General features: G+C 65.6%; 19 protein-coding genes and 2 tRNA genes. 8 read left to right on the top strand and 13 right to left on the bottom strand.

All coding sequences use genetic code 11. The features are described from left to right. Positions 1-25 precede the first annotated feature (25 nt). Positions 26-967, top strand: coding sequence for a hypothetical protein (locus WK25_RS31245; protein WP_156789033.1), 942 nt, complete (start codon positions 26-28; stop codon positions 965-967). 341 nt (positions 968-1,308) lie between these two features. On the opposite strand, the gene WK25_RS15280 is transcribed toward WK25_RS31245, so the two are convergent. The 9 genes from WK25_RS15280 to def form a co-directional block, all read right to left on the bottom strand. Then, positions 1,309-1,384, bottom strand: a tRNA-Phe gene (locus WK25_RS15280). Between the two features lie 61 nt (positions 1,385-1,445). After that, the gene (gene esaR, locus WK25_RS15285) at positions 1,446-2,147 is read right to left on the bottom strand and encodes a response regulator transcription factor EsaR (protein ID WP_040142540.1); all 702 of its coding nucleotides are present in this window, start codon (positions 2,145-2,147) and stop codon (positions 1,446-1,448) included. Beyond that, the gene (gene esaS, locus WK25_RS15290) at positions 2,148-4,562 is read right to left on the bottom strand and encodes a sensor histidine kinase EsaS (protein ID WP_040142543.1); all 2,415 of its coding nucleotides are present in this window, start codon (positions 4,560-4,562) and stop codon (positions 2,148-2,150) included. It abuts the gene before it with no gap. Then, entirely contained in the window at positions 4,552-5,142 is a 591-nt protein-coding gene (locus WK25_RS15295) for a DUF4390 domain-containing protein (protein ID WP_040142545.1), read from the bottom strand. The genes esaS and WK25_RS15295 overlap by 11 nt, the downstream gene beginning before the upstream one ends. Next, positions 5,139-6,527 (bottom strand): 16S rRNA (cytosine(967)-C(5))-methyltransferase RsmB, encoded by a 1,389-nt coding sequence (rsmB, locus tag WK25_RS15300; protein ID WP_069241889.1) that lies wholly within the window; start codon positions 6,525-6,527, stop codon positions 5,139-5,141. The genes WK25_RS15295 and rsmB overlap by 4 nt, the downstream gene beginning before the upstream one ends. Before the next feature lie 186 nt (positions 6,528-6,713). Then, positions 6,714-7,571 carry a zinc metalloprotease HtpX gene (htpX, locus tag WK25_RS15305; protein WP_006485774.1) on the bottom strand — a complete coding sequence of 286 codons (858 nt, stop codon included), beginning with the start codon at positions 7,569-7,571 and terminating at the stop codon, positions 6,714-6,716. Positions 7,572-7,670: 99 nt separating this feature from the next. Beyond that, positions 7,671-8,312, bottom strand: a complete 642-nt coding sequence (locus WK25_RS15310) for a LysE family translocator (RefSeq protein WP_040142550.1) — start codon at positions 8,310-8,312, stop codon at positions 7,671-7,673. Between the two features lie 110 nt (positions 8,313-8,422). Then, positions 8,423-9,406, bottom strand: a complete 984-nt coding sequence (fmt, locus tag WK25_RS15315) for a methionyl-tRNA formyltransferase (RefSeq protein WP_069241890.1) — start codon at positions 9,404-9,406, stop codon at positions 8,423-8,425. Between the two features lie 32 nt (positions 9,407-9,438). Next, positions 9,439-9,942: a peptide deformylase gene (def, locus tag WK25_RS15320; RefSeq protein ID WP_040142555.1), complete on the bottom strand. Its 504-nt coding sequence runs from the start codon at positions 9,940-9,942 to the stop codon at positions 9,439-9,441. Between the two features lie 185 nt (positions 9,943-10,127). On the opposite strand from def, the gene dprA reads away from it, so the two are divergent. From dprA to WK25_RS15335, 3 genes are all read left to right on the top strand, one after another. Continuing rightward, complete coding sequence (gene dprA, locus WK25_RS15325) at positions 10,128-11,477, top strand: DNA-processing protein DprA (RefSeq protein WP_040142557.1); 1,350 nt, start codon at positions 10,128-10,130, stop codon at positions 11,475-11,477. Between the two features lie 36 nt (positions 11,478-11,513). Further along, positions 11,514-11,894: a thioredoxin family protein gene (locus tag WK25_RS15330; RefSeq protein WP_040142559.1), complete on the top strand. Its 381-nt coding sequence runs from the start codon at positions 11,514-11,516 to the stop codon at positions 11,892-11,894. Between the two features lie 194 nt (positions 11,895-12,088). Beyond that, positions 12,089-14,686 (top strand): DNA topoisomerase III, encoded by a 2,598-nt coding sequence (locus WK25_RS15335; protein WP_040142560.1) that lies wholly within the window; start codon positions 12,089-12,091, stop codon positions 14,684-14,686. Between the two features lie 134 nt (positions 14,687-14,820). Here WK25_RS15335 and WK25_RS15340 read toward each other — a convergent pair whose 3' ends face one another. Next, the gene (locus WK25_RS15340; protein ID WP_040142562.1) at positions 14,821-15,870 is read right to left on the bottom strand and encodes a LysR family transcriptional regulator; all 1,050 of its coding nucleotides are present in this window, start codon (positions 15,868-15,870) and stop codon (positions 14,821-14,823) included. 425 nt (positions 15,871-16,295) lie between these two features. On the opposite strand from WK25_RS15340, the gene WK25_RS15345 reads away from it, so the two are divergent. Further along, complete coding sequence (locus WK25_RS15345) at positions 16,296-17,309, top strand: D-2-hydroxyacid dehydrogenase family protein (protein ID WP_040144830.1); 1,014 nt, start codon at positions 16,296-16,298, stop codon at positions 17,307-17,309. A gap of 61 nt (positions 17,310-17,370) precedes the next feature. On the opposite strand, the gene WK25_RS15350 is transcribed toward WK25_RS15345, so the two are convergent. Continuing rightward, complete coding sequence (locus WK25_RS15350; protein ID WP_040142564.1) at positions 17,371-18,237, bottom strand: patatin-like phospholipase family protein; 867 nt, start codon at positions 18,235-18,237, stop codon at positions 17,371-17,373. A gap of 8 nt (positions 18,238-18,245) precedes the next feature. Continuing rightward, complete coding sequence (locus WK25_RS15355; RefSeq protein ID WP_040142566.1) at positions 18,246-18,650, bottom strand: PaaI family thioesterase; 405 nt, start codon at positions 18,648-18,650, stop codon at positions 18,246-18,248. Positions 18,651-18,839: 189 nt separating this feature from the next. Between WK25_RS15355 and WK25_RS15360 the strand changes: the two genes are divergently transcribed. Then, positions 18,840-18,915 (top strand) — tRNA-Lys (locus WK25_RS15360). 188 nt (positions 18,916-19,103) lie between these two features. Further along, complete coding sequence (locus WK25_RS15365) at positions 19,104-20,153, top strand: DUF3592 domain-containing protein (RefSeq protein ID WP_069241891.1); 1,050 nt, start codon at positions 19,104-19,106, stop codon at positions 20,151-20,153. Positions 20,154-20,177: 24 nt separating this feature from the next. On the opposite strand, the gene WK25_RS15370 is transcribed toward WK25_RS15365, so the two are convergent. Then, positions 20,178-20,789: a CGNR zinc finger domain-containing protein gene (locus WK25_RS15370; protein WP_069241892.1), complete on the bottom strand. Its 612-nt coding sequence runs from the start codon at positions 20,787-20,789 to the stop codon at positions 20,178-20,180. Between the two features lie 81 nt (positions 20,790-20,870). Between WK25_RS15370 and WK25_RS15375 the strand changes: the two genes are divergently transcribed. Continuing rightward, positions 20,871-21,686, top strand: coding sequence for an alpha/beta fold hydrolase (locus tag WK25_RS15375; RefSeq protein ID WP_069241893.1), 816 nt, complete (start codon positions 20,871-20,873; stop codon positions 21,684-21,686). The last annotated feature ends 97 nt before the right edge of the window (positions 21,687-21,783 follow it).

The following is a 21,783-nucleotide window of genomic DNA, read 5'->3' on the forward strand; positions in this document are numbered from 1 at the left end:
CTCACGCCCAGAAGGAACAACAACTATGGCCTCGAAAATGCCCGCTGCCCGCGATGCAAATGGAAATCGCATCACCATTCAAATGGCGGAAAATGGATCATTTGAAAAACCACTGAAGTGTGAATTTTGCGATGCATCCGTTTCATTTGTGAATGGGCATCCAAGGGAAGTAGGGGAGGATATTGTTTTTGTCGAACCATTTTTTAGGCTGGCGCCCAAAAGCACACATCACGAAGGCTGCAATTACAACTCCGTCGGCCAACTGACTGTTATCGCTCGTGAATCAGATGGCGACGTTTTTATGGCCATTTCGAATAATCAATTTGAACTTCGATTGCTTGCCGTAAAAAAAGCACTTGACCAGCTTATTGAACTAGCCAAAACAAAAAAATCCCTCACCGACGATAAAAAATTAATCAGCCAGCAGAAGGAGTACATAGCTAGCGAAGAGAAATTGGGGGCATACATCAATAGTGCAAAACGGGTGCTTAAGGTTCGCTCCGTATGCGAAGATCATGCCGAGATAGAAAATCTTCTTACTCTCGTATTTGACGGTGTAAGTGTCCCATGGTCTGATTTTTATTTCGAGGACACCGACTATTTTCGGTGCTATCGACAACTTAAAAGCTCAACCACCCAGATACCTATCGCCGTCCACGGCACAATCAAATCAATAAAAACCGTGCCCGGGAAAAAAGAAAATTTTTCGGTTGTCAATCTTGTACGCCCCATGCGAAACATGGACGAAGCAGATGCTCGGGAGGTGGCATGCACGTCGATTTGGTCTCCCGATGTTAATTTTTTCTCGGATTACCGAGAGGGGCAGACTATCATTGCATTTGGTATGTGGCAGTGGAAACCCGAAAGCAGAATTGCCAATTCCAAAGCGAACTCACCAATCAAAACATTTGTAAATTATGAGATGCGGCTGTGGCCCGTCGCAAAATCTCAGATCTGCGCGGCTTAACGTTCTCGGTCCGCTCACGCCCAAGATTCACGATCAAGGGACAGAGTCGGACGTCAACAACCCGGGGCGTACGTGACGGTACTGGTATGCAGATACCACGCGCAACCGTAGCGCCCCAGCACACGCGTAACTTATTGCCAGGAAAGGAAGTGTGCGTGTGCCACGGCGAAAATGTTGCCGCGAATTTTGAGAGAACAGAGGGCGAAATATAGGCAAACGGGGCACAAACCGACCCGATCCTGGGCAGTGCGTAGCACACGCAGAATCGCCGGAAAACCCGCATGGCGCGCGGAACGCCGCAAATGAAAACGCCCAACCGAGAGAGGTTGGGCGTCTAATTCTGGTGGCCTGGGACGGAATCGAACCATCGACACGCGGATTTTCAATCCGCTGCTCTACCAACTGAGCTACCGGGCCAACGAAGAAGGAAAGTATATCGAGCCCTCAGTCCTTGTGCAAGTGTTTTCGCGAAATATTTTTAAGCGGCGCCTTCCGACGGCTTCTTGCCGAGCTCGACGCCCAGTTGCTTGAGCTTGCGATACAGGTGCGTGCGTTCCAGGCCAGTCTTTTCCGCGACGCGGGTCATGCTGCCGTTCTCGCGCGCGAGGTGATATTCGAAGTACGCGCGCTCGAACGCGTCGCGTGCTTCGCGCAACGGGATGTCGAACGGAATCGCGGCCGTCTGGCCTGCAAGGCCGAGCGCCGCGGCCATGTCGTCGCCGAGCGTCGGCAACGCCGCCGCGGACGCAACCGCCACCGGTCCGGACACCTGGCCGCCGCCGGCCTTCGCCGCCGCGTTGACCGACACCGGCGCCGCGCCGCGCGCGAGGCCGTGCTCGACCGACTTCAACAGCTTCTGCAGCGCGATCGGCTTCTCGAGGAAATCGAGGGCGCCGATCTTCGTCGCTTCGACCGCCGTGTCGATCGTTGCGTGCCCGGACATCATGATCACGGGCATCGTCAACAGCCCCTGCGCCGCCCATTCCTTGAGCAGCGTGACGCCGTCGGTATCGGGCATCCAGATATCGAGCAGCACGAGATCGGGCGCCTGATTCAGCCGGTATTCCCGCGCGGCCTGCGCGTTCTCCGCCGCCTCCACGACATGTCCTTCATCGCTGAGGATCTCCGAGAGCAATTCCCGGATGCCCATTTCATCATCTACCACCAGGATGGTTGCCATTTACGCTGCCTTTGTCTGCACACTTGCTTTTGTCTTGGCGGGCGCCGCCCCGCCCTGCGCGCCATGATCGGCGCCTGGCGTATCGCTCGCCATCTGCAGGAACAGGATCGACACCTGCGCACCCTCGACGGTCTCGCCGTGCATGCGATTGCGCAGATCGATCCGCGCGCCGTGCTCGTCGACGATTTTCTTGACCGTGGCCAACCCGAGCCCCGTGCCCTTCGCCTTCGTCGTCACATAAGGCTCGAACGCACGGGTCAGGATGCGTGCCGGAAAACCGGGCCCGTTGTCGGACACGGTAAGACGTACCGCGACGCGCGTTTTACCCTCGGCGTCGGGATCGCCATATTCTACTGTCTTGGTTTCGATCAACACACGCGGATGCGCGACGTCCGCGACCGAGTCCTGCGCGTTCTGCAGCAGGTTGTGTATCACCTGGCGCAGCTGCGTCGCATCCCCGCGAATCACCGGCAGCGACGGCGCGAGCTCGGCGACGATCGCGCTCTTGCCTTCGCCGACACCATACAGCCCGAGCACCTCGCTCGCCAGTTCGTTCAGCTGCAGGTTCGCGAGCACCGCCGGCGGCGTGCGCGCGTATTCGCGGAAGTCGTCGACCATCCGCTTCATCGCGGCCACCTGGTTCACGATCATCGTCGCGCCGCGCTTGAGCACATCGGCATCGTGCGGCTCGAGCTTGTCCGACAGCTTCATCTGCAGCCGCTCGGCCGACAGCTGGATCGGCGTCAGCGGATTCTTGATCTCGTGCGCGAGCCGCCGCGCGACCTCGCCCCACGCAACCGAACGCTGCGCGGAAATCACGTCGGAGATGTCGTCGAACACGACCACGTAGCCGGACGTTTGCGGATCGTCGGCCTCGCCTTCCACCGTCGATACGAGGCGCGTGCCGCGCACGAGCAGCGTCAGCGGATCGCTTTCGCCTGGCACTTCGATCGCGAACTGCTGCTGCCAGTGGCCGCGATCGCCGCTGCCGCCGTCGGACGCCGCTTCGCGATCGGCGAACGCCTTGCGCACCATCGCGCCGAACTCGGCGACGACGCCGATCCGGTCGAGCGCCGTGCCGATCATCGAACCGAACGGCTGCCGGAAGATGCGTTCGGCGCCGCGGTTGGCCGTGGTCAGCCGGAACTGGCGGTCGAGTACGAACACGCCGGCAGTCAGATTCGCGAGGATGCTCTCGAGATACGTCTTCGAGTGTTCGAGCGCGATCCGGTTCTTCTCGACCGCGAGCCGCGCCTCGGACAGCTGGCGCGTCATCGCGTTGAACGACTGCGTGAGGAAGCCGAGCTCGTCGCGCGACTTGATCTCGCGCTTCGGCGTGTAGTCGCCTTCCGTGATCTCCTTCGTGCCCTGCGCGAGCAGAAACAGCGGCCGTGCAAGCTGCTGGCCGAGCGCGAGCGCGAGCATCATCGCGATGAACGTCGCGAGGAACAGCGCGAGCGTCAGCGTGCCGATGTACATCTTGCGCAGGCCCGTGCGGCCGAGCGATTTTTCCTGATACTCGCGATACGCGCGCTGCACGGCATCCGCGTTGTGCGCGAGCGTCGGCGGCACCGGCTGCGTGAGCTGCAGGAACCGCTCGGCCGGCTGCAGCAGCGATGTCGTCGCGTCCGGAATCGGCCGCACGACGCGCAGCCGCAGCGCGCCCTTCGCGCCGTGCGCGCGCGGATCGCCGTCGACTTCGCCCTCGATCGCCGCGTATGCGCCGTGTTCGCGCGCCTGACTCAGCATCAGCGGCGTCGGCAGGTCGTCCGGAATCAGCGCGGCGAAATTGCCCGACGCCTGCGCAACGATGTGCAGATCCGGCGCGGCGCCCGAGCCGCCGCGGCTCGGCTCGACGATCGTCGCGTCCTGCACGCCGAACTGGTCGCGCAGGCGCAGCAGCGTGAGCGTCGTACCGTTCGTGTTCGCATCGACGCTCGCGAGCTGGTCGGACATCAGCCGCGCCTTCGTCTGCAGGTCGGACAGCGACGCGTCGAGCATCCCGCGGCCGAGATTCAGGCCGGCCGTCAGCGCGGTCTCGACGTTCACGTCGAACCACGACTCGATACTGCGCGACACGAACTGGTACGACACGATATAGATGATCCCGCCCGGCACCACGCCGACGAGCGCGAAGAACACCGCGAGCTTCGCGAGCAGCCGCGTGCCGAACTTGCCCTTCCTCAGCCGCACGACGATCATCCCGATCAGCCCGAGCACCACCAGCAGGAACACGAGCGCGACGATGATGTTCATCGCGTACAGCCACGAGTAGTAGCGGTCGAAAAACTCGGTGTTCGCGCTCGCGGCCGCGAGCAGCACGAGCAGCAGCAGCGCCGTGATCGCGACGGTCGACACGATCACGCGTATGAGCAGGCTCTTCCCGCTGGCCGCGCGGCGCACTTTATTTAGCACGTTCGGTCACCGTGAAGTTGAAGCGTTTCCAGTCGGACCCGAGCGTCCAGTCGCGGTTGTTGACCGCGTCGACCTGGAACGGCTTCGGCATCAGCGCCGTATCGAGCTGCATCCGCACCGAAGCCGTGTAGGTTTCGCCGGCACGCACCTGGTTGCGGTCGATCACGTGCCACGACGTGATGTGCCGCACGACCGCGAGCGCATCCTTCAACGACGGGAAGCCGAGCTGCAGCCCGCCCGTCGACACGCGGTACTCGCGCGTGAGCGGCTGGAACGACAGGCGGATCGTCTGTGACACCGACACCGGCTGCTCGTCGAACCAGTACCAGCGCGCGCGGCTCAGTTCGAAGTCCGTCGTGAAGTAAAGCGGGATGCCCTTGTTGACGGCATCCTCGAGGCTCGGGTTCAGTTCGAACTCGAATCGGGCATCGAGGCTCCAGCCGCTTCCGTCAGCCTGCAGCGACGCGCGCTGCACGGCGATCGATTCGGCGCGCGCGGGCCGAACGACGGCCACGCACAGCGCCAACGCGACCAGCAAGACGGCCGCGAACCGAAGTGGAAAAAGGTGTTTGATCGTCACCGTTTCTGAAACCGCGCGTAGAAGAATCCGTCGTGATCGGTGTTCTGGTCGAGTGCGCCGGCCCCCCCGCCGTGCGCGCCGCCCGGCAGCAGTTGGCCGGGCGCGTCCAATCGTACCGCATCTTCACAGGCCGCTTCAAACCAGCGGGCCTGCAATTCGCCCTCCTCGGGGAAGATCGAACATGTCACATAGAGCAGCTCGCCGCCCGGTTTCAAGAGCGGCCACAGCGCGGTCAGGATGCGGCGCTGTTCCGCGACGAGCGCCGCGATGTCGGCTTCGCGGCGCAGCCAGCGAATGTCGGGATGGCGGCGTACGATGCCCGACGCCGAGCACGGCACGTCGGCCAGGATCCGGTCGAACGGACGGCCGTCGTGCCACGCGTGCGGCGCGCCCGCGTCGCCGACTCGGACGTCGGCGGTGAGCGACAGGCGCGAGAGATTCTCGCCGATACGCGCCGCGCGCGATGCGTCGCTTTCGAGCGCAACGACTTCCGCATCGGCGAGTTCCAGGATGTGACCGGTCTTGCCGCCGGGCGCCGCGCACGCATCGAGCACGCGCATGCCGTCGCGCGCACCGAGCCATTCGGCCGCGCATTGCGCGCCGGCGTCCTGCACCGACACGATGCCGTCGGCGAAGCCCGGAATGCGTTCGACCGGCATCGCCGATGCGAGCCGCACCGCGTGGCGGCCGATCGCCGTCGCGTCGATCCCGCTCGCGCGCAGCGTGTCGAGATACGCGTCGACACTCGCGCGGCGTGCGTTCACGCGCAGGGTCAGCGGGCCCTGGCGCTCGCCTGCAGCGAGAATCGCGTGCCATGCATCGGGCCATGCGCGCTTCACCGCATCGATCCACCACGGGCGGTAGTTCCAGCGCGCGACCGGATCGTCCTGCATCGCGGCGACGAGCGTGTCGCGCTCGCGCTGAAAACGCCGCAGCACCGCGTTGACGAGCCCCTTCGCGAACGCGTGCGCGCGCCGCGCGCCGATCACGGTCACGGCCTGGTCGACGATCGTGAATGCGGGATACGCGGCCGCGTCCTCCGGATCGAGCAGCAGCGCGAGCGCACCGGCGAGTACCGCATGCACGTGTGCAGGCGGCGCCTTGCTGACGAGTCGGCCGATCAGCCAGTCCGCACTGCCGAGCCGACGCATCGTCCGGTACGCGACGTCCTGCGTCGCGCCGCGCGCCAGCGCCTGCGCGCCGGCCGGCATCTGCGCGAACACCGCCGCCAACGCCGCCGGCAGCGCGGTGCCGCGCCGAACCGCGTCGACTGCCTGCGCGGCCGAGTCGAGCGCGAAGCCCAGCGAATCGGGCGCGAGGTGCAGCGCGGACAGACGCGCGGGGCGACCGGAGGAAGACTGAGCGGAGGAGCGGGTTCGTGTCATCGGAACAAAATCGGCAATCGGGCGCCGCGAGCGGCGGGAATCGCGCTGCCGCGTGGCCGTCGCGATTCCAAACCGCGCATTGTAGCGTGAGGCCAATACGGCCCCTTTACGAGACGCGCAAATGAAACACCCCGCAGCGCGAGGCATGCGGGGTGACGTGCGGCTGCGTGCGCAACGGGGCGCGGCTCAGTCGAACCGGCCGGTGCGTGCCATTTCCATCAGTCGCGCGATGCGCTCCTCGGTGGCAGGGTGCGTGGAGAACAGGTTCTGCAGCCCACCGCCGTGCAGCGGGTTCATGATCATCATCTGCGCGGTGGCCGGATGCGCTTCGGCCGCCTGGAACGGAATGCCGGCCGCATAGCGATGGATCTTGTCGAGCGCGGTGGCGAGCGACTGCGGATCGCCGGAGATCTGCGCGCCGCCGCGGTCGGCCTCGAACTCGCGCGCCCGCGAGATCGCCATCTGGATCAGCGCGCCGGCAATCGGCGCAAGCAGCGCGACGGCAATGCCGGCGATCGGATTGGCCGGCCGGCCGTTTTCGTCGCGGCCGCCAAAGAACATCGCGAAGTTCGCCAGCGCCGAGATCGCGCCCGCCATCGTCGCTGTGATCGTCGAGATCAGAATGTCGCGATGCTTCACGTGCGCGAGTTCGTGCGCCATCACGCCGCGCATCTCGCGTTCGGACAGCACGCGCAGGATGCCCGTCGTCGCAGCGACCGCGGCGTGCTCGGGGTTGCGGCCGGTCGCGAACGCGTTCGGCGCATCCTCGTTGATCAGGTAGACGCGCGGCATCGGCAGGTTCGCGCGCGTGGCGAGCTCGCGCACCATCCGATAGAACTGCGGCGCCGTGTTCTCGTCGACTTCCTGCGCGTTGTACATGCGCAGCACCATCTTGTCGGAGAACCAGTACGAGAAGAAATTCATGCCGAGGGCGAACAGCAGCGCGATCGTCATGCCGCGCGAGCCGCCGATCATGCCGCCGATCACGATGAACAGGGCCGTGATCGCGGCCATCAGCATCGCCGTTTTGACCCAATTGAACATACCCACTCCTTATCCGTCAGGTGACCCGCCGCACATCATGGGTGCGGCGGAAAATTGTAAGCGATTTGTTAGATAAGGTCTTGCCGGAAAAATTCAATTTCAGCGCTGCGTCGCCGCGAGCCGCAGCCCCAGGCCCACGAATGCGCTGCCGACCGTGCGGTCGAGCCACTTCTTGACGCCCGGCTTGCCGGAAAAACGTTGCGTGACGGTGCCCGCGACCCACGCGACGATACAGGACCAGATGGTGCTCATGACGACGAATACCGAACCGAGCGCCAGAAACGCCAACGCCTTGTGCGGGCTGTCGGCCGACACGAATTGCGGGAAGAACGACACGAAGAACAGCACGACCTTCGGGTTCAGCACGTTGGTCCAGAAACCCTGCATGAACAACTGGCGCAGCGGCTTCGCGACTGCGGGCTGCCCTGCCGGCGCTCCCGCCGGCGCGCCTGCCTGCTTCGAGAAGATCATCCGCACGCCGAGGTAGATCAGGTATGCGGCACCGACCAGCTTGATCACCGTGAACGCGGCAGCCGATGCGGCGAGCAGCGCGGTCAGCCCGAACGCGCATGCGAGCGCGTGCACGCAGCAGCCGGCCGAGATGCCAAGCCCGGACATCAGGCCCGCGCTGCGACCCTGCGCGACGCTGCGGCCGACGATGTATGCGGTGTCGGGACCAGGCGTGACGTTCAACAGGAAAACCGCGAGCACGAAAAAGCCGAAATGGGTGATGCCGAGCATGGGAACCTCAAAACCGGAAAGCGCAGTGAAATTCTACGCGCGCCTGTCGCAGCGCGCGACTCGGCCATCCGGCCGATTGCACGCGGATGGGATGTCGTGTCGAATGTCGCTCAGCCCGCGTCGGGCAACGCGAAGCATTGGCCCGCGGCGAGCGGTGAGCCGGCCAGGAATTCGCGCGCCGGAAGCCGCTTGCCGCCCGGCTTCTGCAACTGCGTGACGCGCAGCGCACCGCTGCCGCACGCGACGACCACACCGTCCGGCGCGGCTTCCACGATCGTGCCGGGCGCCGCGTCGCCACGCGCCGCCACAGGCTCGGCCGCCCACAGCTTGATCGCCGCGCCGTCGAGCGTCGCGACGCCGCCCGGGAACGGGTCGAACGCACGCACCTGGCGCGCGAGCACGTCGGCCGGCTTGCGCCAGTCGAGCGCCGCTTCGTGCTTGCCGATCTTTTCCGCATAGGTCACGCCGTCAGCCGGCTGCGGGGTGGCGGCCAGCGCGCCATCGCGCTCGAGCCGCACGAGCGCGTCGACGATCAGCCGCGCACCGGCGGCGGCGAGCCGATCGTGCAGCGTCGCCGTCGTGTCGTCCGGCCCGATCGCAACGCGCGCTTCGTCGATCATCGCGCCGGTGTCGAGGCCGACGTCCATCTGCATGAGCGTGACGCCCGTTTCGGCGTCACCGGCCTCGATCGCGCGGTGAATCGGCGCGGCGCCGCGCCAGCGCGGCAGCAGCGATGCGTGGATATTGATGCAGCCGGCGCGCGGAGTGTCGAGCACTTCCTGCGGGAGCAGCAAGCCGTACGCGGCTACCACCATCACGTCGTGCGGGGTCGTGCGCAGCAGCTCGATCGCGTCCGCCGCCTCTTGCGGGTACTTGCCCGCGCGCCGCAGCGACGGCGGTTGCGCGACGGGCATTCCGTGCTCGACGGCATAGCGCTTCACCGCGCTCGCCTGCAGCTTCATTCCGCGCCCGGCCGGGCGGTCGGGCTGGGTGAGTACGAGCGGCACCGGAAAGCCGGCCTCGTGGATCGCGGCGAGTGCGGCCGCGGCGAATTCCGGCGTGCCGGCAAAAATCACGCGCAACGTATGGGTCATGACAGCGTTCGGGAGGACTGGGCGAGCACGCGTCACATCGCGCGTTCGAGTTTCTTCATCTTCGTCTTGATGCGCGTCTGCTTCAGCGGCGACAGGTATTCGACGAACACGCGCCCCATCAGGTGATCCATCTCGTGCTGCACGCACACCGCGAGCAAACCTTCGCAGTCGAGCTCGAAGGTTTCGCCGTGCTCGTTGAGTGCGCGCACGCGCACGTGATCCGGGCGCTCGACTTCGTCGTAGATCCCCGGCACCGACAGGCAGCCCTCCTCGTAGACCTGCTTCGCGTCGCTCGACCAGATGATCTCCGGGTTGATGAACGCGCGCAGCTCGTTCTTCTCTTCGGACACGTCGATCACGATCACGCGCTCGTGCACGTCGACCTGCGTTGCCGCGAGGCCGATGCCCGGCGCCGCGTACATGGTTTCGGCCATATCGGCGACGAGCTTGCGGATCCGGTCGTCGACCTTGTCGACGGGCTTGGCGACCTTGTGCAGCCGCTTGTCGGGGTAATGAAGAATGTTCAGCAAAGCCATGGTGTTCGGTAATCGGTGGAGCGGCGTGCCGCATCGGCCATCCGGCCGGCTGGCGCCACTGCCGGGATGCAATGAAGATGAGGCGGACGCGCGGCATATCAATGCCGCAGGTCATGCCTCATGCAATTGGCCGAACGCCCGTGCGCGCGGCCCTGTCGAGTATTTCGGATGATGAAAATTTTATCATGGCGCCACGCGCTGCGCTGGCGGTCGCATTGGAGGGCAGCCTCATGTCGCCGCAAGCGCTGACGCCCGCCGCGCTGCGCGCGTGGCTACAGCTCGCGCATGCAACGGGCCTCTCGCCCGCGGTGTTGCGGGCACTGCTCGATGCTTTCGGCTCGCCGGCGGCGCTGCTGCGCGCGCCGGATGACGCAATCGCGGCGGTGACCAGCGTGGCGGCCGCACGGGCGGTGCGCGCCAGCGAGCGCGACGACCTCGACGAGAGCACCGACGCCGCGCTCGCGTGGCTCGAACTGCCGGGCAATGCGATCGTCACGCTCGGCGATCCCGCATACCCGCCGCGGCTGCGCGATCTGCACGATCCGCCGCCGCTGCTATATGTAAAAGGCAGGGTCGAGCTGCTGCATGCGCGCGGCATGGCGGTGGTCGGCAGCCGGCATGCGACGCCGCAGGGGCTCGCCGACGCGACGCACTTCGCGCGTGCACTGTCCGACGCCGGGTTGGCGATCGTCTCCGGCCTCGCGCTTGGCATCGACGCCGCCGCGCACCGTGGCGGGCTCGACGGCCGCGCCGGCACGATCGCGGTCATCGCAACCGGCACCGATCTCGTCTATCCGGCAAGGCACCGGTCGCTGGCGCATGAGATCGCCGCCCGCGGCGCGATTGTGTCGGAATGGCCGCTCGGCACGCCGGCGCGCGCATCGCATTTTCCGCAGCGCAACCGGCTGATCGCCGCGCTGGCGCTCGGTGCGCTGGTCGTCGAAGCTGCGCCTCGCTCCGGCTCGCTGATCACCGCACGGCTCGCGAACGAGCTCGGCCGCGACGTATTCGCGATGCCCGGTTCGATCCACGCGCCGCTCGCGCAGGGTTGCCACGCGCTGATTCGCGACGGCGCGAAGCTCACCGTGACACCGTTCGACGTGCTGGAGGAATACGGGCTGCGCGACCCGGCGGAGGTTCCGACCGGCGCTGCGGCGACGCCGCGTTCGCGCCCCGATAGCGACGATGCTGCGGGCTGCGCCTGCCGACAGTCGGGGGAGTCCGGCGCGACCGCGAGTGACGCGGCACCGTCCGGCGCAGCCACGGAGGCCGCGGTGCCCGGCGCAACCGGCGCGATCGCTGCCGCTCCGGCCGATGATCCGGCCGAGCAAGCCGTGCTCGCTGCGTTGGGATACGGCCCGGTCACATACGAATGGCTGGCCGAGCACAGCGGCCTGTCCGACGAGCCGCTGCACCGTGCGCTGCTTGCGCTCGAACTGGCCGGCCGCGTCGCGAGCGTGCCCGGCGGCCGTTTCGCGCGGCTTGACGCGGCCCCCACCCCGGCCCCGGCCGGCGTGCTACATTCCCCCGCATAGGAGCGGCTGTGCCGCCGAAGATATCCAAGGAATTCCATGCCCGCGCTGAATCTCGACACCGACGCCGATCGGATCGCCGAGCGCCTCGCCGATCCCGACACGCTGCTGGTCGCCTGCCTGTGCGCCGACTGGTGCGGCACCTGCCGCGACTACCGTGCGGCCTTCGACCAACTCGCCGACGCGCATCCCGATGCATGCTTTGCGTGGATCGACATCGAGACCCATGCCGACCGGCTCGACGACCTCGACGTCGAGAATTTCCCGACGATTCTGATCGAGGACGCGAACACCGCGCGCTTCTTCGGCACAGTGCTGCCGCACGCGGCGATCGTCGAGCGGATGCTGGCCGACCTGAGCGCGGTGCCCGGTGCACCGCACGCACCGAAATTGCGCAACATCCTGAACGTCGAGGCTTGAACGGCGCGGATGTCCGGCCGGGGTCGGATGGAATCGAGCAGGCCGCAGCAGCAGCCGCGCTTGCCGCCGTTGCAGCCCCCCTCTATGATGAGCCGCTTTTTACACGCCGAGCCGTCGTCGTCGCCGCGTGTGCTATAAAGCCGTCGTAAAAGGGACCCACGCCGGCGAACCCGGTCTACCAACACACATCTGTCATGTCCAAAGCACTGATCATTGCGGAAAAGCCTTCTGTCGCGAACGACATCGCGCGCGCTTTGGGCGGCTTTACCAAGCATGACGAATACTTCGAGAGCGACGAATTCGTCCTGTCGTCCGCGGTCGGCCACCTGCTCGAAATCGCCGCCCCGGAAGAGTACGAGGTCAAGCGCGGGAAGTGGAGCTTCGCTCATCTGCCCGTCATCCCCCCGCATTTCGACCTGAACCCGATCGCAAAAAGCGAATCGCGCCTGAAGGTGCTCACCAAGCTGATGAAGCGCAAGGACGTCGATCGCCTGATCAACGCATGTGACGCGGGGCGCGAGGGCGAGCTGATTTTCCGCCTGATCGTGCAGCACGCGAAGGCGAAGCAGCCCGTCCAGCGCCTGTGGCTGCAATCGATGACGCCGCAGGCAATCCGCGACGGTTTCGCGCATCTGCGCAGCGACGCGGACATGCAGCCGCTCGCCGACGCAGCGCGCTGCCGCTCCGAGGCCGACTGGCTCGTCGGCATCAACGGCACGCGTGCGATGACGGCGTTCAACAGCAAGGGCGGCGGCTTCTTCCTCACGACCGTCGGCCGGGTGCAGACGCCAACGCTGTCGATCGTCGTCGAACGTGAAGAAAAAATTCGCCGTTTCGTCCCGCGCGACTATTGGGAAGTGAAGGCGGAGTTCGCGTGCGCCAGCGGCTTCTACGAAGGCAAGTGGTTCGACCCGAAATTCAAGCGCGACGAATTCGACCCGGAAAAGCGCGATTCACGGCTCTGGAGCTTGCCGGCCGCGGAAACGATCGTTGCCGCCTGCCGCGACCAGATCGGCACGGTGTCCGAGGAATCGAAGCCGTCGACCCAGCTGTCGCCGCTGCTGTTCGACCTGACAAGCTTGCAGCGCGAGGCGAACAGCCGTTTCGGCTTCTCCGCGAAGAACACCCTCGGTCTCGCGCAGGCGCTGTATGAAAAGCACAAGGTACTGACCTACCCGCGTACCGATGCGCGCGCGCTGCCCGAAGACTACCTGTCGACGGTGCAGTCGACGCTCGAGATGCTCAAGGAGAGCCACAATTACCTGCCACATGCGAAGCAGGTGCTCGACAAAGGCTGGGTGAAGCCGAACAAGCGGATCTTCGACAATTCGAAAATCAGCGATCACTTTGCAATCATCCCGACGCTGCAGGCGCCGAAGTCGCTCTCCGAGCCGGAGCAAAAGCTGTACGACATGGTCGTCAAGCGCTTCCTCGCGGTGTTCTTCCCGGCCGCCGAATTCCGCGTCACGACCCGGATCACCGAGGTTGCCGGCCATCACTTCAAGACGGAAGGCAAGGTCCTGGTCGAGCCGGGCTGGCTGCAGGTGTACGGCCGCGACGCCGAGGGCGCCGACGCGAACCTGGTACCGGTGCAGAAGGACGAGAAGGTGAAGACGGACGAGATCGCGGCCGTCGCGCTCGTGACGAAGCCGCCCGCACGCTACTCGGAAGCGACGCTGCTGTCCGCGATGGAAGGCGCGGGCAAGCTCGTCGAGGACGACGAGCTGCGCGAGGCGATGGCCGCGAAGGGCCTCGGCACGCCGGCGACGCGCGCAGCGATCATCGAAGGCCTGCTCGGCGAGAAGTATCTCGTGCGCGAAGGCCGCGAGCTGATTCCGACCGCGAAGGCGTTCCAGCTGATGACGCTGCTGCGCGGGCTCGGCGTGAAGGAACTGACCGCGCCCGAGCTCACCGGCGAATGGGAATACAAGCTGTCGCAGATGGAGCGCGGCAACCTCGGCCGCGATGCATTCATGCAGGAAATCGCCCGCATGACGCAACAGATCGTCAAGCGCGCGAAGGAATACGACTCCGACACGATTCCCGGCGATTACGCGACGCTCGAGACGCCGTGCCCGAACTGCGGCGGCCAGGTGAAGGAAAACTATCGCCGCTTCGCGTGCACGAAATGCGATTTCTCGATCTCGAAGATTCCGGGCAGCAGGCAGTTCGAAATCGCGGAAGTCGAGGAACTGCTGCGGGAGAAGACGATCGGGCCGCTGTCCGGTTTCCGCAGCAAGATGGGGCGCCCGTTCTCGGCGATCCTGAAGCTGTCGTTCGACGATGAAACGAAGAACTACAAGCTCGAGTTCGACTTCGGCCAGGATCAGGGCGGCGACGAAGGCGAAGCGCCCGACTTCTCCGCGCAAGAGCCGGTCGGCGCGTGCCCGAAGTGCAAGGGCCGCGTGTTCGAACACGGCATGAGCTACGTGTGCGAGCACTCGGTCGCGAATCCGAAAACCTGCGACTTCCGTTCGGGCAAGGTGATCCTGCAGCAGGAAATCACGCGCGAACAGATGGCGAAGCTGCTTGCGGACGGCCGCACCGATCTGCTGCCGAACTTCAAGTCGTCACGCACCGGCCGCAACTTCAAGGCGTTCCTCGTGAAGCAGCCGGACGGCAAGATCGGTTTCGAGTTCGAGAAGAAGGAACCGAAGGCCGCCGCGGCGAAGAAGACGGCAAAATCGGCGACGAAGGACGCCGAAACCGTGACGGAAGGTGCCGAAGAGAAACCGGCACCGGCGCGCAAGACCGCCGCCCGCAAGACGACGGCACGCAAGACGGGCTCGTGACGACGTAACAGCCAGGGCGCCCCGGCGCGTCGCATGCCGGTCGCGCTGGCGACAAAAAAACGCGGATCGATTGCTCGATCCGCGTTTTTTATTGGCGCCGCCGCAGCGCCAGTGTGCGGTAACCGCGCGTGCCGTTACAGCGGCGACGGCGCCGCCACCCGCGCGCGCGGTGCACGTGCGAGACGCGGTTGCAGGTTCGGGCCTGTCGATTCGACCGGATCCGCACGCATTTCGACGCCCACCGGCGCCGGCCCCGCACCCTGCGCGGCCCACTGCTCGCCCATCGTCGCGTCCGTCGAATGGCTGAAGTGTTCGACGAGATGGTCGATGAACGTGCGCACCTTCGCGGGCAGGTGGCGCCGGCTTGGGTATGCGATGTTGATTTCGACCTGCGGCAGCCGGAAATCCGGGAGCAGCCGCACCAGTGCACCGCGCGCGATGTCGCTGCCGATCAGGTAGCTCGGCAGAATCGCGACGCCCATCCCGAGCAGCGCGAACTGGCGCAGCATTGCGGTGTTGTTCGCGACGATCACGTTGGTCGGGCGCACGCGAACTTCGCCGTCCGGGCCCGTGAACACGCGCTCGTCGCCCCAGTATTCGGTCGGCAGGCTCAGGGCCGGGTGCTCGGCGAGCTGTTCCGGGTGGGTCGGCACACCATGCTTTTCGAGGTAGCTCGGGGTCGCGCACACGGTCATGCAGCCGGTGGTCAGCCGTCGCGTGACGATGCTCGCGCTGCGCATCTGGCGCGTGACGACGATCCCGACGTCGAAACCTTCCTCGACGAGATCGACCTGGCGGTCGACCAGCGTTAGGTCTGGCACCACTTTCGGGAAATTCTCCGTGTACGACTGCAGGACGGGAGCAAGGTTATGCAGGCCGAACACGACCGGCGCGACGATGCGCAACGTGCCGACCGGCTCGTGATTGCGCGCGACGACCATCTGCTCGACATCCTCGAGCTCATCGAGAATCTGGCGCGCCCTCTCCAGATAGACCTGGCCCGACTCCGTCAGCGAAAGGCTGCGCGTGGTGCGGTTCAGCAACCGCGTGCCCAGCCGGCCTTCCAGATCGGCGACATGACGCGTCGCGACCGCGTTGGAAATATCCATTGCACTCGCGGCCCGCGCGAAACTGCCGAGATCCGCAACCTTGACGAACACGCGCATCGACTGCAAATGATCCATAAACGACTCCTGCCGCTGTTACAACTTCAAAAAGTTGAAGCAAATGCGTAATTCTCCTACGACAGCGGAAATGATGCAGAGTTGCTCAACAACACGGTCGTTCGCGATAAAAATAGTCAAAAATCCTCACCGATCGCGAACGGATGATCCAATTATTCTGATTGGAGCAACAATTGGGTGAACCTCAGCCTCGAGGCGGCCGAATCAGAAAGGACATGTTTGATGCGACACAGCAGCGCACCCCGCGCGCGGTACGGGGGTGCCGCGGCGTCAGGCCTGCGCCGATTGCGGCGGAGCGTAACAACCTGTTAAAAAGGTCCCACGAAGGCCGCGGAAGTAGCATCATGTCGGCCCCGGCCCGGCGGCACGGGCGCGCAATGTGCGCCGCCGCCGGTGCCGCTTTCAACGCGCGACTCCCGCTGACCATGAAAATTGCCATTCTCGACGACTACCAGGACGCCGTCCGCAAGCTGAACTGCTTCGAGATGCTCGCCGAGCACGACGTGAAGGTCTTCAACAACACGGTGCGCGGCCTGGGGCAACTCGCGAGCCGTCTGGCGGAAGTCGAGGCGCTCGTGCTGATCCGCGAGCGCACGCCGATTTCGTCGCAACTGCTCGCGAAGCTGCCGAACCTGCGCATGATCAGCCAGACCGGCCGCATCTCGAGCCACATCGACCTCGAAGCCTGTACCGACCGCGGCATCGCGGTACTCGAAGGTACGGGTTCGCCGGTCGCGCCGGCTGAATTGACGTGGGCGCTCGTGATGGCAGCGCAGCGCCGGATTCCGCAATACGTCGCGAACCTGAAACAGGGTGCGTGGCAGCAGTCGGGCCTGAAGACCTCGGCGCTGCCGCCGAACTTCGGTCTCGGCCAGGTGCTGCGCGGCCAGACGCTAGGGATCTGGGGCTACGGCAAGATCGGGCGGCTGGTTGCCGGCTACGGCAAGGCATTCGGGATGAACGTGATGATCTGGGGCCGCGAGCATTCGCTCGAGGCCGCACGCGCCGACGGCTACACGGCCGCCGAGAGCCGCGACGCGCTGTTCGAGCAGAGCGACGTGCTGTCGCTGCACCTGCGCCTGCACGACGACACGCGCGGAATCGTCAAGCAGGAAGACCTGATGCGGATGAAGCCGACGTCGCTGCTCGTCAACACGAGCCGCGCGGAGCTGCTCGAGGAGAACGCGCTCGTCAACGCGCTGTCGCACAACCGTCCGGGGATGGTCGCGATCGACGTGTTCGAAAGCGAGCCGATCCTGCAGGGCTACAGCCTGCTGCGGATGGAAAACGTGATTTGCACGCCGCACATCGGCTACGTCGAGCGCGAGAGCTACGAGCTCTATTTCAGCGCGGCATTCAAGAACATCCTCGCGTTCGACCAGGGCGACCTGTCGAGCGTCGTCAATCCGGAAGCGCTGACGCCGCGTCGTGTGCGCTGATCGCTGACCGCTGACAGGGCGGCCGCGCTCGCTGCGCGGCCGTACTTCCCGCGCCTGCTCTTCAGGCGACCGCGCGGCCGCCCGTCATCGCGGCGACACGCGTGAGGAAATGCTCGCCGTCGCGCCGCCCGAGGTCGTACGCATGCTGCATCTGCGACGGACTCGTGTAATCCCAGCTCGAAATCGGCACCTTGCTCGACGGCTGTACGTAGAGCCGCCGCTGGTCGCCATGCGCGACCGTGAACATCTGTGGACGCGGATACAGCCGCGTGACGAGCACCAGCACGTCGCCGGGCGACGGATCGAGCGCGCCGACCGGTACGTTGTCGACCATCCCGCCGTCGAGCACCGGCCGGCCGCCGCGCCGCAGCACCGGCGTGAACGGTGGCGTGCACGACGACTGCAGGATCAGGTCGGCGAGTTCGTCGACGTTCGCGCAGGCCTGCGCGCGCACGAACTCCGGCCGAAAGCCGAGCGTGCGCCCGAGCGTCGGGTGCAGCGTCTTGCGCAGGTACTTTTCGATGTTGTACGCGACGAGGCCCGCGGCGACCGCGCTGCGCGCACCGAGCCAGCGCGGCACGTGCGATACGCCGATACGGATCTCCGGCGCATCCGCGAGCCGCGCGAACGGCTCGCCGTAGATGTCGAGCAATGCCTGGCGGTAGATCCGGTAATGCGGAAACACCGGCTCGCGCCCGAACAGGTTGCGCCAGTATGCGTTCTTGCGGTTGTGGCGCAGCGCTTCCTCGTAGTAGCGCATCACCCACGCAGCGTCGCGCGTATACAGCATGCATGCAGTCGCCGCGCCGGCCGAGATGCCGGCGATCACGCGCGGGCGCAAGCCGAGCGCCGGTTGCGCGACGTCCCAGAAGCCGGCCTGCCACCAGCAGCGATTGCCGCCGCCCGCGAACACGATCTGGTCGAACATCGCGCCGCTCAGCTGACGAGCGCGTACGTCGACGTCGCGTGCACGGCCATTTTGCCGTCCTCGTCGAACAATTCGACTTCGCCGAACACGAGATTGCGACCCATCCGCAGCACGCGCGCGGTGACGAGCACGTCGCCCTTGCGCACCGGGCGCATGAAGTTGGTGTTCAGCGACACGGTCGTCATCGGCCGGAATTCGCCGAGCGCGACCGAGATCGCGACAACCATCGCGGTGTCGGCTGCGGCCGTGAACACCTGGCCGCAGATGATGCCGCCCGAATGACGGAATTCGCCGGAAAACGGCAGGCGCATCGTGACGCTGTCGTCGCCGATCGATACGGGGACCAGACCCAGCGAGCGGACCCACGGGGCCAGCAGGCGATCCAGCAATTCGCGGACTGCGTTTTCGTCCATCTTCGAATGCCCTGAAAGCGTTGCGCGACCGCCGCGCAACAGTTGGTCGTCATCATACCGGGAGCGGGCCAACTGCGATCGCTCGTTATCCCGCCGGCGGCGGCACATGCCGCGACAAAATATTTTGACGGAATTTGGAGAAAAGGCTTGCCAAGGCCGAAATACCCGTGCATAATCTTTCTTCTGTTGGGGGCGTTAGCTCAGTTGGTAGAGCAGCGGACTCTTAATCCGTAGGTCGAGTGTTCGAGTCACTCACGCCCCACCAGGAATTTCGAAGGCCGGTCAGCGCAAGCTGACCGGCCTTTTCCATTTCCGCCGCTTCCCCGCCCTCTGCCCGCACCACGGTAGCCCGTCAGTTCAATCCCTCGCGCGCGCACTTTCCGCTAGAATCGTCCGATAAATATCACACGACCGACACGTGATCGCCGCATCGCGAGCCGGCACTGAGAGAGCATGGGACGTCATACATGGAATCATGTGAGCGAGACGCGACCATTGAGAGGGCATGGTCACGCCGACAGCGGCGCGCACGTCACGCCGCGCCACCCACCCGATCGCATCCGGATTCATCGCACCACGCGCGCAGCGGATCCGCCGATGCTGCGTAAGGACGCACTCGTCGCCTTTGCGCTCGGCATTGCGCTGCTCGTCGTCGCAGCTGGGCTCGCCGTCATCGGAACCGCCGCTTCGGGCAACCTCATCCGCGCACCGGGCACGGTCGTGCGCATCGTGCAGGACAGCGACGCGATGCGCGCGTACCGCCCGATCGTTGCTTACCTCGCGAACGATGGCCGACGCCGTGAAGTCGTCGGCAATACTGCATCGCTGGTTCCGGCTTACGACATCGGCGAAAGCGTCGACGTACTGATCGATCCCGATCATCCGAACCGTCCTGCGCTGGTCGACGATTTCGCACAACGCTGGCTTCCCGTAGCGGTGCCGGCGCTGCTCGCGGTCGCGTCGCTCGCGATCGGCAGCCTGCTGTACGTGAGCGAGCGGCGCAGTCGTCACGGCAGCGCGCCATCGGCCGCGCCTACCGGCAACATGGCACCGCGCCGCTGGAACATCGCGGTTGCGCTGCTTCCGATCGCGATCGGCACCGGCTTGCTGGCCGGTGCCGGCGCAGCCGGCCTGCGCGAATGGCAGATCGCCCGTCAATACGCGCACTCGACAGGTCACGTCGTCGAGATCGCGCAAACCGCACGCTCGCCCCACACCTCCGCGTCGCTCTATTCGGCGATTGTCGCGTTCACGACCGACAGCGGCCGCACGATCCGTTTCACGCAAGGGTCGGCGTCGTCGCGCCCCACGCTGTACGAAGGCGAGATCGTGAACGTGCTGTACGACCCCGTCACACCGGAGCGCGCCGTCATCGACCAGTTCTGGGAGCGCTGGGGGCTCACCGCGATCCTGTTCGCGATCGGCGCGCCGCTCCTCGTCGCCGGACTGTTCGTCGCCGGCGCGCTGTGGCCCGAGAATCGACCGCACGAACTCCCCGAATGATGCACGTGGTGTGCCGCTTGCCCGTCATCGCTCCCTGAACGCTTCGGCCTTCGCGCGGTTCCCGCACGTGCGCATGTCGCACCAGCGCCGTCCGACGCCGCGACCGCGATCCACGAAAAACCACGTGCAGCGGCCGCACTGCCGTATGCGCGCGAAATCGTCGCTGCGCAGCAGCTGCTCGAATCCGAGCGCGGCCGCATCGATCCAGCGCGACGCCGCGCGCGCATCGGGCCGCCACGCAAAGCGGCCATCGATCGCGTCGAACGTGCTGCGTCCGATCGCATCGCGAATCGCCATCGAAAGCCGATCGGCCGCGCGCGCACCGGCGCTGCCGCCGCCGGCCGTCAGGTGCGCAAGCGCCGCATGCGCATCCTCGCGAAAGCGACGCAATTCGACCAGTTCGTTTGCGCCGTCCTGTCGTGGATGACGCAGAAACCGCGTGAGGTCGGCCTGCCCCAGCAATCCCGACTTCCCGGCCCACGCACGCACGGCCTGCCAGTCGACGAGCTTCTCGTCGTCGCGCGTCTTCCCCGTATCGGCGACCGTGTTCAGGAAGTCCAGCGCCGGATGGCCGCCAATGAAATCCGCCGCGCCCCAGCTGTATGCCGGCCGCGCAGGCTCGCGTCGAGTAACCATTTATTCGATCCTATAGGTTTCATGTCCGGGCAAACCGGCGTAACCTGTTAACGACCAAAACAGGTTATCACGGAGGCAGCGATGCTGGAGCTAGCCAACCGCTTCATTTTCGAAGGTCACCGGATCGCATGGGGCACGCTCGGTGAAGGGCCGCCGCTCGCGCTCGTGCACGGCACGCCGTTTTCGTCGCAGGTGTGGCGGCGGATCGCGCCGTGGCTCGCCCGGCGCCATCGCGTGTTCTTCTACGACCTGCTTGGCTATGGCCAGTCCGACATGCCCGACGCGGATGTATCGCTCGGCCGGCAGAACGCGCTGTTCGGCGCGCTGCTCGCCGAATGGAAGCTGTCGCGCCCGCGCGTGCTTGCGCACGACTACGGCGGCGCGACGGTGCTGCGCGCGCATTTCCTCGACGGCGTCGCGTATTCCGACCTGACGCTCGTGAACCCGGTCGCGATCGCGCCGCAAGGCTCGCCGTTCGTGCGGCACGTCGCGCAGCACGAAGCCGCGTTCGCCGGCTTGCCGGCCTATGCGCATCACGCGCTGGTGTCGGCCTATATCGGTAACGCGGTCGCACGGCCGTTGGGCGACGACGTGCTGTCGATCTACCGTTCCCCGTGGCTTACACCGAGCGGTCAGGCGGCGTTCTACCGCCAGATCGCGCAAATGCGCCAGCGCTACATCGAAGAAGCCGAGGCCCGCTATGCGTCGCCGGACTTTCCGGTGCGCATCGTGTGGGGCGACGAAGATGCGTGGATTCCGCTCGAACAGGGGCAGGCACTTGCCGACCGGATCGCCGGCGGCAAGCTGATCCGTGTGCCGCGTGCGGGACACCTCGTTCAGGAAGATGCGCCGGAAGCGATCGTCGCCGCGGTGCTCGACGCGCACGCGCCACGTTAAGCGGCGGCGACTCCGTGCAGCGTCGCGCGTCAGCACGGCGGTACGCGCTGACACCACGATCACCACGATCGACGGATACATGTACTAGCTGAAGGCG

It is taken from the genome of Burkholderia latens (genome assembly GCF_001718795.1).
Classification (GTDB): domain Bacteria; phylum Pseudomonadota; class Gammaproteobacteria; order Burkholderiales; family Burkholderiaceae; genus Burkholderia; species Burkholderia latens_A.